Origin of the sequence: Wolbachia endosymbiont (group A) of Therophilus tumidulus (genome assembly GCF_964277345.1) — a bacterium.
GTDB classification, from domain to species: Bacteria; Pseudomonadota; Alphaproteobacteria; order Rickettsiales; family Anaplasmataceae; genus Wolbachia; species Wolbachia pipientis.
In genome coordinates this window covers 915386-927995 of the sequence record NZ_OZ195515.1, presented here as the reverse complement: position 1 = coordinate 927995, position 12610 = coordinate 915386, and the positions used below count along the sequence as shown (strand labels likewise).

Genomic DNA, 12610 nt, shown 5'->3' with positions numbered 1-12610 from the left:
TATGTTAAAACACAATATTTTTGGTGAGGGGTTGCATTAAAAGCTGGATTCCAGTGTCAAGCACTGGAATGACATCGTCTTAACATTGTACCATATTACAATGTTCGTACAGTTATGTGTCACGCTACTTGGATGACAAGAAAAGGTTTCTAGAATGACGGAAACGAAGTCATACATAGAAAATAGGTTAGGTATTTTCAATTTTTGTTGTATACTCAAATAAAAATCTCACTTTTACAGATGGATACAGTAAAGTTTGTTTTATTACTGCCAACAATATTACTCATGCTAGTTGCTGGTGTTTACCTATCGATTAAACTAAAATGGCTACAGGTATTTAGATTACCATACGCCCTTTCACTCCTTGGAGCTAAAAAAGGAGAAAATAAATTTTCTTCTATAGCCGCTCTGTTTACAATTTTAGGGGGAAATTTAGGAGTAGGAAATATTTCAGGAACTGCTGTTGCTCTAAAAACCGGAGGACCGGGCTCTATTTTATGGATGGCAATAATTATTGTTATCACTTCTGTGATAAAATATGTCACTTGTTATCTAAGTATAAAAACCAGAAAGGAAAAGAACGAACGGTTTATAGGTGGCCCTGTAGCCTACATGACTGATGCGTTTAACTCTAGGAAGGCCACAATTGTCTTTCTAGTTATCATGATGATGGTTTCAATAACAGTTGGTAACCTTGTTCAGGTAAATTCTCTATCAATACCACTTAATATGATAGATGTGCCTGTAGTTGTTGGTGGCATTGTAATGGCCATAATATTTTTTGTTGTTGCAGCTCTCAGCTTAAAAAAAATTAAAATTTTTATATCGGCTATGATACCGATAATGACGGTAAGTTACCTCACACTTTGCGGTATCATATTATTTAAATTTAGTGAAAATATTCTTCCTTCTCTAAAACTAATAACAAGCAGTTTTTTTACAACTAGTAGCTTTAACTCTGGTTTATCTCTAGGTTTGATTTTAGAAATGTTGACTATTATTCAAGTTGGAACTTTGCGAGGTATTTTTGCAACAGATATAGGGCTTGGCCTCGAAGGAATCGTACATTCTTCAATTGTTCCTAAGAAAAATAATAATAAATTTATTATTGAACAGAGCCTAATCACAATAATATCGCCTTTTATAGTTGCATTCATAGTGTTTATTACAACAATGGTACTGCTTGTCACAGATTCTTGGGTCACTGATTTAGAGAGTACTAACATGTGCATATTTGCTTTTAGAAAAGCTATGAATTGGCCCTATATTGACTATTTAATTATGGCCATAATGTTTTGTTTTGCCTTTACTACTATTTTTACTTGGTTTTTTTGCTCAAAACAGACAATACGCTATGTGTCTATGGATAATAAATACACTAAAATCTGGATTGTAATTTTTACCATGATCATTCCGCTTGGTGCGATAGGTAAAGTCCGGTTGCTATGGGATGTTGCTGATATCTCGATTGCTGCTTTGTTGTTTATCAACATACTCGCTATACTCAAGCTAACCTCTCAAGATCCAGAAGTGTTTACTATGAGTAGCAGATATTTGAAGTTGCAAAAACAGAGCTATAGCTAAAGCAATTTAGGCTATGCAGCTGTTGTGATATAAGAGTGATTTCCGCCAAGAAGGATGTCATCCCAGTGCCCAGACACTGGGATCCAGGAATCTTGATTGGCACTAAGTTAGTGAGCATAAAAGTAGCTAATCTTATGTTAAAACACAACATTTTTGATGGGGTTCGTGAAAGGCTGGATTCCAGACTGGAATGACAACTTAAATCGTTTGATGTTACCATAAAATAGCTTGTGTCATCACATTAGTAACACAACCTTCCTTAATAAAAATTCAACCAATGCTTGTGATAATTATATTAGCTAGTATTAGCTAGAACTAAAGGCAGAGGGTTATTAGTGAGGGATATATGGGCACTAACGATACACAACAAGAACACATTTATAATGAGCGCATTCAAGAAATTTTTCCTTTATTTGATAAAATAAAAAAGGAAGACGACCCAATTTATAATGCTAGAGTTGATTTTAACACAGTAAAGTTTTTAACAAAACACGCCAACTGGAATTGGGACGAAGAAGAAAACAAAGATAAAGCATATGGAGTTATTCTTCAGAAATGCGACAAGACAAAGAAAGCTGGACAAGACCTTGAAAGTGAAGTTAAAGAAAGGTTGAAAGAGTATGTTGATGATGTTGCAGGAGTTTCAATATACGGTAATCACGCAAGTATTACGCTGGGAAATAACAAAAAAGAGTTTAAAATCAGCGAATTTTTAAACAGTGATTTTTGTGAGAAGAATGAAATCTCGGGATTTTCAACATTGCATAGTGATGGAAAGAGCGGAATGCATGGTTTTGTTGCCGAGGAAGAAGGGAAAAAAATAAGACATTATGTCGTAACTGATGGTTCATATGAAATGACTTTAAAGTGGTATGCGGAGGGGAAGGAATGTAAGATCAAAATTAAGATTGATGCTAACGGTGTAGACCTTGTTAAAGGTGATGATTTTTCTCTAGAACGGTTAGAAGTAAACAGAGATGTAAAAATAGGTGGTTTATTCTTGCATGAAATACAATTCAGGGAGAAAGGACAAGGAAAAGCGAATGAGATGCAACATAATAAAGACAGTAACGAGCTATCATCTGAAACTACAACAAGAATTGATGTTAATAGAGGTGTTAGCGTTCAAGCTACTGATATAACTCAAAAAAAAGAAGACCACCATTCACATTTTGGACTACAATCTAACAGCAGAAGGCAGTCTTACGATAGCGGAATTGGAAAAGATTTTGACGATAAAATTAATTCTCAGGAGGCTAAAGAAAAGCGTGAGCTTAGACAAGCAGCACGAGAAGCAAATTCGGGAGGTCAAGTTTATAACCTACAATCGCTTTTTGAGGAGAATCCTCAGAACAAAAAAACTCCTCCGCCACTTCCACCTAGAACTAGTTCACTACCACCTAAAAAAGGTGTTTTCGATGAGCAAGGGGGAGCCAAATCTGGAAGCCAAAAACCAGATGACTTGCGCGAAAATGAGCAAACACCTAATAATCAGCAAAAAGGTGCAACTTCTGATTCTTCAGATAGTTCTACTTTCACCAAGTCTGTAAGCCACAATCAAGATAATAGGCAAGAAGATGAACGGTATGACAATCCTACATTTGGACATGCTGTACCTGGAAGCCAAAAACCAGATAGAAGTGAGCAAACACCTAATGATCAGCAACAACCTAAAACCCAGCAACAAGAAGGAAATAGCAAAGGCGATCTGTTACAAGACATCAGAAATTTCAAGAAAAACAACTTACGGCACATTGATGTTGATGATAGAAAAGCATCAATTGCAGGAAGTAGAAAAAATAACCCATCACCGTTAGAGACATTAAAGGACATAATTCCTTATTCATCTTCTCCAGATAACAGTGATAACCAAGATGCTAGTGATGCTAAGTGGAAAGAAAGTGAACAGCCGCTCTCTGCTACAGCACTCAATAATAAAAGTGACTCGGGCTATTCATCTCCAACTCATGACAATAATGAACAATCTCAAGTAAATCCTGAACAGTTAAAGAAGAGCTTAGAGAACATTGAACAAAGTGATCAAACTCCACCTGAAAATCTTCTTAAAGAAATCAGAGATAGATCACAGCAGGATAATAGAGGATTAAGGCAAGTTGATCCTACTGATAAACTGTCACAAGATAAAGAAGATGGATTGCAAAAAGACGATTTAGCAGATGTAAAAATAGTGGAAGGTCCAACTATTAGTGTCTCTGCTTCAACACCAAATAGTATAAGTGATTCAGGCTATATATCTCCAACTAATAGTGATAGTAAATCTCAAACAGATTTAAAACAGGTAGGAAGGAAATTAGAAGAACATATTAGACAAAGTAATCTAACTCTATTTGAAGAACTTAAAAATACATTAGGTCAAGAAAATCTCGGGTTAAAACCAGCTGATCAGAGTCAGATTAGCGAAGAAACTAAAAAACGCTTGAGAGAAGTTGGGTTGCTAAAAGACAGCTCAACAGACATAAAAGCAAACGATTCGGGCTATTCATCTCCAACTCATGACAATAATGAACAATCTCAAGTAAATCCTGAACAGTTAAAGAAGAGCTTAGAAAACATTGAACCAAAAGAAATCGGAGATACGAGTGAGTTAAAAGGAGCATTGGGAAACCCGGATAAAGGGTTAAGAGAACCGGCACAACAGGCTACTAAAGAAAATATTCCTAAAGATTCATTCTCAGAAAACATTTTAGAAAAGATAGGAGAAGGTAAACAATATGACCCTATACGTAAGTGGTTAGAAAAAACAGTGGCAGAACGAGAAAATAATGACACTAATCCAACTGTAGATAAAAATAGCGAACTATATAAATTACTAGAGAAAGATGAAGCACAACTGAAAGCTGGAGTAATAGAAGAAGAAAGAGGAGATACTTTAACAGAACACACTGATGGTTATGATCGCAATAGAATTGCATTAGCTAACAGAAATAAAAGACCACTAGATTGGGCTAAACAGGTTGCTGAGTCACAACAAAAAAAAGATACTAATAAAGGTATTTCAATATAAATTGAAGTTAAAATAATTGCTTAGCAAACAATAGGTTTCATGTAATGGTAACCCTATAACGGAAGAGTAGGAGCCGCGTAAGAACAATACGAACACTCCAGCTAGGCCTTGTATATTGCATCCCCCCGCCCTATTTTTCCACTCTTCTGATGCTAAATAATACTTAATTTCTTGTTCACTGAGACGTTTAAATTTCACTATTGTAACCACAGTCCTGATATGTTGTTTAGATTGATCGGGAGTTAATAGACATACACTGGTGTATACTCTATGCCTTCTTCCTGATAACAAGCGGATACATTTTTCTGCTTGCTCAACGTTTTCAGCTTTGAGCAATATCCTTCTACCACAAGCAACAACTGTATCAACACCAAGCACAAAATAATTTGGATTTAAACTTTGTATTTTCTCAGCTTTACTTTTTGCCATACGGATTGAGTAATCCTTCGGAAGTTCCTTTTTTAAAGGGGCTTCATCTATATCTGCTGGCAAAATTAAACCTGGCTCAATGTTTATTTGTTTTAGTAAAGCTATACGCCTTTTCGATGATGAAGCAAGAATAAGATTATTTAGAGATCGTTCTGTCACTTGTACCTTTAAGCCTTCTAATGATCCTACCCTTTCTCGCATTCCTATCGTAAATGCTCATCTCAACTAACACCCTATCCCCTATAATGATGCGTATTTTACTTCTTCTCACTTTCCCTGATACATGACAGATAATCTCATGTTCATTGTCCAGTTTCACTCTAAATTCTGCTGCAGGTAGTAAAGCAGTTACTGCCCCTTCCACTTCAAAAATTGTTTTCGATTTCTCGTCTTTTATCATATGTTATATTATAATTTAATAATCTTTTTTAGTCTACTATAGATTTTAAATTATTATCAACACAAAAGACCTTTTGCGCCCCACTTAAGTTGCAACTTAACCCCAACCATCTTCACAATGATACCCTACCTACGTTTCTACTCTCTGCCACCTTCTCAATAGAACTTATAGGACTTATGTTGAAAGATAAATCATTATCACAATTTTCTTCATCGCTATCAAGTCCACTATCAACGCTTAAAGATCTGAGTAATGTTGTCTTCTCTCTCAGTGGAACATAAGACTCATTATCAACGCTTGAAGATTTGGATAACCTTTTCTTCTGTCGTGGAGCATTACCAGACTCATTAGAAATTTCTCCCGTTAATTGATTGTTGAAGCTCCTTTGTTCATCAGCACGAATTTTTTCTTCCAGTCCATCAAGCATTCCTACCAATTCATCACCCCATTCATTTTCTTCTTCTAATAATTGTTTACACTTTTCTTTCTCACGCTCTAGCTCGTTTCTTAACTCTTCGACTTTATCTTCATCTTTAGTGAGTTCAAGTGTAAGCACCTTATCTCCTGGAAATTCCTCGTACTCGTTTTCTAGTTCTTCAATGTTGAGTTTTAGTCTCTCTTCTCCAAGTGTATCTTGTAAATTGCTATCCTGCCTATCTGATTCTTTAATCTTTTGCCCAATTTCTACTTGTACCTTATATTCCTGATCTAATTCTCTTAGCTGATCTTTCAAGCGCTCTTTCTGCTGGCGTCGTTCAACCATTATCTGTTCCGCATCTTCTCGTGCTTGATTTAGCTCTTTTTCCAAATTCTTCTTTCCTGCATTAACAATTTTCAGCTCTTCCTTTAGCTTTCTTTTTTCTTCATATACACCTTTAAGTTCTTGTGCTTTCCCTTGTAGCTCTTTTAACACACCTGCTAATTCTTCATTTTTTTGTGCCAGTTCAGTTTGCAATTCCGTGTTTTTTTGCTCCTCTTTTTCAAACCTGTCTTGTAAATTGCTATTCTGCTTCTCTAACTTTACAATTGTTTGATTAGCTTCTGCTTGGGTTGTTTCTAGTTTCTCCTGTAGTCGCTGATTTTCTTGTATTAATTCATGGTGCTTTTTATTTATCACTTGCAACCCTGCTTCTATTTCTTGCTTCAATTCAACAGCTTCTTTTTTCAAATTTGACATTTCTTGCTTCAATTCAACGTTTTTTTCGGACAGCATCTGATTATTTAAAATCAATTCATCCATTTGTTGTGAAGCAAATTCTGTCTGAGTTCCAGTGTGCTGTAAATTGACTTCCGTTTTAGTTTCGATTTGTTGTGAAGCAACTTCTGTTTGAGTTTCAGTGTGTTGTAAATTGACTTCCGTTTGAGTTGATGCATTGCTATTAATAGAAGGAGGAAGGCTATTGTCAGCATCAACTTTAGGGTCTAATTCCCCCTCTGGTTCCTCGCGATAGGCCGCTATAGACTCATTTTGAAAATTATTATTAGCAGTAGGTACAACATCAGCAGCCTTACCTTTTTCTAGTACAGCATCATATAAGGAGAGACCTTGAATATATAATTCATCGTTTTGCTTTATTAATTCTAAGATCTCATCCGATAGCACAAAATCTTCATCATTAAATTTTAGTACTTCAGTTATGCCATCGCTACTCACATTCATAATCATGGTACACATTTCGGATCCATCCTTTACAGGCCAAGTGCTTTTCATTTCATAATATGCGCCCTCTTTAAATTTATAATATCTTTCCTTACCTTTCCGATGAGCGTGTATTTCATGTTTTTTATTGCAATAGATATTCAGCTCTTTAATATCTTTCTCTTGCTGTAAAATGTTACTAATCCTGGTTGGCTCACTTCTATTGTAATTAATAGAGTTGATATTCAAAACTCTATAAGCGTTATCAGTTTCTGTGTAATAAGCTTGAAGCTCTACGCCTTTCCTTCCAAGATATTTACTTGCAGCTTTTTTTCCCTGCTCTGCCAACTTTATGCATTTATCTATATCTTTCTTAAAGCTCTTATTAGCAGACTCTGTTACTGCTTTATCTATGTACGTTTTTTTAAAATCTCTATCATTTATTAGATCATAAAAACTCCACTCATCTCTATAAGCCTTCTGTATAGCAGTGAAGTCACTTTCTTCTTTCAAAAGCATTAAGAAGCTTACCTTGTCTCCTAGGTCTTTTAGTTTAAAGCCTGTTATTATCTTCTCTAATTGAGAAAATTTTTCAGCAGGATTATTTAAATTTTTTAACTCTTTGTATAATTTATTATTTTCTGCAATTGAGCGGCAGAACTTTATTATAGCAGAGTCCTTAGTGAAAGAATTGTCTTTTTCCATTTTATTGATACAGTCCTTGAGGGATGTAAAATGCGATTCAAGCCATGACGAATATAGATCGTATTCATAAAATGCCAACAAGCAATGTATTGCATTCCAAGCACATGATGCTACCCTTATAACTGATTCAACATCATAATTCTCTGACTGATTACTTGTTTTTCCTGCCTCTGCTGTTTTTTCTTCCTTAGCCAAACTTCCAGTCATAATACGCCTCCTTAACTATATTTATATTATACCAATTAACATATATTAAAAGAAATCAAACTGTATAACCTCGTCCTACACTAACTTTTATGATTACTTAATTGTGTAAAAATAACTGCAAGTGTTAAACTTGAGCTTTTATTTTTCATTATACATTTCTTACTACATGTTTATACTGCTGTCTTGCATAATAGACTATTCGAAGTTACACAAGTATTTTTTTTATTAGATAAGAGTTAGTAAGAGCCTGTTCATAATTTTTTCAGAAGTAAGGCAGTGAAAGCCAGAACGACCATTTGTAGGCTAGTATTGAGTTTTCGCTCACAATTTTTCCACAATCTTCTACAATTTTTCTAACCAAGCAAAAGATCGCTCCACAACCCATCTTTTGGGCAATACAACAAAGGAACGTAATTCATTTCTTTTGATCACTTCAACGGTTGCACCAATAATCGTTTTTATTTGAGTTACAAAATTCTCTCCAGTATAGCCTGCATCAACCAGTACATTTTTAACTCCCGAGAGGTTTTCTTTTGCATTTTCGACCATTCTCACAGCACTGCTACGGTCAGTTATCTCTGCTGTTGTTGTATAAATTGCATGCTTGCGTATCTACTGCAATACGGCCCTGAAATCTTCTTGCCTGCATCATAGCTTCAGCAGTATCTGCATTTTTTATACTCTGTGCATCAATTATGCAGAAGCTTTTCCGACCATTGTTTTGTCGCAATTATTTTTTTTTAATACCAGCTCCAGAACACTTTCTTTATTTACATCTGGTTTTTCACTCCACTTCTTAAAATAGTCGTAACAATTGCGCCATTTTGGGAACTCTTTTGATACCATTCTCCACTGGCAACCACTTTTTAACACGTATAACACTCCACAAAATATATCATGTAAATCAAGTGTTCTTGGTTTTGTCTTCTTTCTGCAAGATTCCAGATCTGCTACAATAATCTCAAACTTTTCTCGACTTATGTCACTTGGTTATAAACTTCGCATATCCTACTTTATATACTTTATCCTCTCACTTTATCTCTTTTTTGAGATTACGTACAGGCTCTAAGATACAAAGACGTTTTCAGAAATCTTTAAGCTTAATAACATCCTCTCTCTTTGGACTAGTTGAGATTAGATGAATTGGTACACCTATTAATTTTTCTAACCCTTCTATATATTTTATTAAATTGATAGGCAATGTTTCAATCGACCTTTTACCTTGAGTGTTTTCTTTCCAGCCAGGAAACTCTTCATATATTGGCTCTAATTCCCCTTGTATTGAATGCGATGCGGGTAAATAATCATACATTTTTCCGCTATACTTGTAACCAGTGCATATTTTAATTGTATCAAAAGAATTAAGCACATCTAATTTGGTTAATACAATGCTTGAAACTCCAGAGAGTTGTACGGCCTGGCGCACTAAAACTGCATCGAACCATCCGCAACGCCTTCTTCTATTGCTCACTGTTCCAAGTTCCTTACCTATAGTAAACAAGCTATCTCCTACTTCATTTTTCTGCTCAGTAGGAAATGGGCCATTGCCCACTCTTGTTGTATAAGCTTTTACCACACCAATAATGTAAGCATTGGAGGATAACCCTGAGCCTGTTATTGCTTGCGATGCTACAGTATTACTTGAAGTAACAAAAGGGTAAGTTCCGTGGTCGATATCTAAAAATGCGCCTTGGGCACCTTCAAATATTATTTTCTTACCTTCTTTCATCAAGTCATTTAATATCTTCCACACAGGTTTTTTATATGAAAGAATTTTTTCTGAAATCTCTTGAATTTCCTTTAATATTTCTTCTTTTTTAACCACCTGGTAGTTAAGGCCTTTCCTGATAGCATTGTGGTAATTCAAAAGAGTATCCACTCTTTTATTGAGCTCATCTGCGTTTTCTAAGTCACAAAGGCGTATAGCTCTCCTTCCAACTTTATCTTCATAACATGGCCCTATCCCTTTGTTTGTTGTACCAATTTTGTGATTTCCATTTAAATCTTCAAATAGCTTTTCCTTGTCCTTATGTATGCTAAGTATTAATGGACAGCTCTCGGATACCATCAAGTTGTTATAGTTTACGTCTACTCCTTTAACTTTCAATGACTCTATTTCTGAGATTAGAGCGTGTGGATCAAGAGCAACGCCATTTCCTATGATAGATATTTTGCCTGGCCTCAAAACAGCAGAGGGCAGTAAATTTAATTTATAAACCTCATCATCTACTACTATAGTGTGCCCTGCATTATTTCCTCCCTGAAATCTCACAACTACATCTGCATTCTCAGAAAGATAATCTACTATTTTACCCTTGCCTTCGTCACCCCATTGCAGACCAACAATTACAATGTTATTCATCATTATTTTCTAGATTAATACATAAATATTAATGCAGTACGCTACAAATGGAAAGAGAAATCTACGCCTTTCCTACACCCCTTAAATAAAGAAATATACTGTCGATTTTCTTAATATATTACCAAATTATTCATCATTATATGATATAACTTACAGCATATTTACAGTAAGGTGTTATTTATGAAAGAGACAAAAGGAAAAAATAATAAGAGTCCAGTAGTTAGATTAAAGGCCACAGCTAAAGAGTTCAATTTTAGTAAATTAAGAGCAGATCAAGATAATAAATTAGCGAATTCCGGTGAAACAATGTTCTTAGATTTTCAAAGGATGAATTTTATTATTAACGGAAAAGAAATAGATAAAAATCTTATTATTGCATTTAAGGAAGGAGCTAAGCACCGCAAAAGCGAACTTTTTAATAGTGATGATATATATAATGACGAAATATTTAACAAAAAAGGAACAAGAGAAATAGATACGGATCATGGCAAAGCTTTTGTTGCTTCAGTACTCGAAGATATTGAGAAAGAGCTTGTAAGTAATGCATTGGGTGAGCTATGGAAAAATCACTGTGAAAATTCCAAAACTGCCAATCATCAAAAAACCGATTCATATAAGAAAGAATTTGAAGAATTTTACAATGCTGGCCAAAGGTATATCCATCTATTACCAACAGAGAAAGATGAAAACAAGGATTACCGTTCCTTTGCAAAAGAAGTTTTCAAAAAAATGTTCAGATACGCTGGGGCAGAAGTTCCAAGTGATGCTATTTTAGAAGAGCTAGTTACCAATTGTAATCAAGCAGGGTATGAGGCTGCTCCATTTATACAAACCCAACTTGCACTTGGACAGTCGTTCATAGTAGAAAATCCTAAAAAAGTAATAAATATTGATTGTGCTAACCAAAATAATGTGAGAATTAGATCTGATATGAGGCTACCAATACTCTCTGTTAAAAATCAAGTTATGCATGGCGATAAGATATGTAATCTGTCTAGTTCATTGGAATTTACAATTGAATCTCACAATGGTGAAGACTTTGTAACATACAGAGATGGTAAATTGTCACTTACTATTCCTAAAGAGTTAAAAAATTATAAAGATAATGGCAAGAGCTTGTTTGACATTATTAAAGAATATTTTCAGAAATTCTGTGCAAAATTAGGATTTAAACCTGAGACAAAAATACAAATAGAGCATGGCTTCGGTGCTCAAAGTAACTATTTAGATGGTACAATATCAACCACAGGATCAGATGCAAATGAAGAATTTATCAATCTTTTAAGCGAAAATCTCAGAGAGAGGTTATTGGGGTCAGGAGTTGCTCTAGAAGATGAAGATGTTGATGATGTTGTTGAAGTCAGAGTATCTACCGTTATAGATTTATTGAGTGATTATGCTAAATTGGAAGATAATAAAGAACACAGAGAGTTATTAATAAGTAAAGTAGCAGATAATTTAGGACTTTCCACTCAAGATAAAACAGCACCAGAAGTATTGATGGAATTAGGCTCTTTACCTTCTTTGACAAAAGGTCAGGTTAATCATAATCAAGTGCAGTCTGTTGTAAATACTTTTATTAAGTTAATTATTGAAGGGAAAAGCGAAGTATACAAAAAAGGAGGTGCGATTAATGCAATTGATGCAATTCATAAGGAGATAGATAAGGCAATTGTTGAGCAAGAAAAAAAAGCAACCAACAAACAAGATATAGAAAATGATAAATGGACAGATAGAATCAAAAAACAGAATTATTCTGCGGAATCACATGAACATTTACCTTAAAGATATTAGTAGGCTCTTTAAATATTTTAGAGTTCATGGTTACAACGGTTGCTATTTTACAGTGCATCTCACAACACTTTCTTCAAAAATATACATGTTAACATACCCTGGACGTACAAGATCACACTTATACCCAAGCTTTTCATAAAATACTTTCGCTTTTTGAAAATTCATGGTTGCAACGGTTGCTATTTTACAGTGCATCTCACGACCATAATCATGAACTTCTTCCATTAGCTGCTTTCCCATACCTTTTCTTCTATAATCAGAGTGCACCCAAAGCAAGTCAGTGTAAATTGAACCATAGATAACAAAACCGCTACAACCTACAATAATTTGTTCAGTATCATCGCGAATAAAAAAAGCAAATGGGTTACACGTACCTTTATCAACGGTTTCTTCATTAATCTTTTTGAGTAGGAATTCAATGTCTTTGCTACTTGGTGATGTGGTGTGTTCTATTTTCATCTCTCG

At 34.8% G+C, this 12610-nt stretch carries 9 protein-coding genes and 1 pseudogene; 4 read left to right on the top strand and 6 right to left on the bottom strand.

From position 1 onward, the window contains the following. Window positions 1-240 precede the first annotated feature (240 nt). The 3 genes from ACICQD_RS04990 (at window position 241) to ACICQD_RS04980 (ending at window position 4609) form a co-directional block, all read left to right on the top strand. Window positions 241-1584, top strand: coding sequence for an alanine:cation symporter family protein (locus ACICQD_RS04990; protein ID WP_038198671.1), 1344 nt, complete (start codon window positions 241-243; stop codon window positions 1582-1584). Window positions 1585-1619: 35 nt separating this feature from the next. After that, a complete protein-coding gene (locus ACICQD_RS04985; protein ID WP_153296804.1) occupies window positions 1620-1778 on the top strand; it encodes a hypothetical protein in 159 nt (52 codons plus the stop codon). Window positions 1779-1930: 152 nt separating this feature from the next. Further along, window positions 1931-4609, top strand: coding sequence for a hypothetical protein (locus tag ACICQD_RS04980; RefSeq protein ID WP_209472823.1), 2679 nt, complete (start codon window positions 1931-1933; stop codon window positions 4607-4609). On the opposite strand, the gene ACICQD_RS04975 is transcribed toward ACICQD_RS04980, so the two are convergent. From ACICQD_RS04975 to ACICQD_RS04955, 5 genes and pseudogenes are all read right to left on the bottom strand, one after another. Then, entirely contained in the window at window positions 4601-5197 is a 597-nt protein-coding gene (locus tag ACICQD_RS04975; RefSeq protein WP_010082554.1) for a Maf family nucleotide pyrophosphatase, read from the bottom strand. The genes ACICQD_RS04980 and ACICQD_RS04975 overlap by 9 nt on opposite strands. Further along, on the bottom strand, window positions 5175-5438 hold the full coding sequence (infA, locus tag ACICQD_RS04970) for a translation initiation factor IF-1 (RefSeq protein ID WP_007550159.1): 264 nt from the start codon (window positions 5436-5438) through the stop codon (window positions 5175-5177). The genes ACICQD_RS04975 and infA overlap by 23 nt, the downstream gene beginning before the upstream one ends. A gap of 112 nt (window positions 5439-5550) precedes the next feature. Continuing rightward, entirely contained in the window at window positions 5551-7989 is a 2439-nt protein-coding gene (locus ACICQD_RS04965; protein WP_395461687.1) for a hypothetical protein, read from the bottom strand. 251 nt (window positions 7990-8240) lie between these two features. Next, window positions 8241-8970, bottom strand: a pseudogene (locus ACICQD_RS04960) (IS5 family transposase). Window positions 8971-9073: 103 nt separating this feature from the next. Continuing rightward, a complete protein-coding gene (locus ACICQD_RS04955) occupies window positions 9074-10351 on the bottom strand; it encodes an adenylosuccinate synthase (protein WP_070357042.1) in 1278 nt (425 codons plus the stop codon). A gap of 180 nt (window positions 10352-10531) precedes the next feature. Between ACICQD_RS04955 and ACICQD_RS04950 the strand changes: the two genes are divergently transcribed. Next, a complete protein-coding gene (locus ACICQD_RS04950) occupies window positions 10532-12136 on the top strand; it encodes a hypothetical protein (protein ID WP_174515883.1) in 1605 nt (534 codons plus the stop codon). A 51-nt stretch (window positions 12137-12187) separates the two neighbouring features. Here ACICQD_RS04950 and ACICQD_RS04945 read toward each other — a convergent pair whose 3' ends face one another. Then, window positions 12188-12604 carry a GNAT family N-acetyltransferase gene (locus ACICQD_RS04945; RefSeq protein WP_083250453.1) on the bottom strand — a complete coding sequence of 139 codons (417 nt, stop codon included), beginning with the start codon at window positions 12602-12604 and terminating at the stop codon, window positions 12188-12190. Between the last annotated feature and the right edge of the window lie 6 nt (window positions 12605-12610).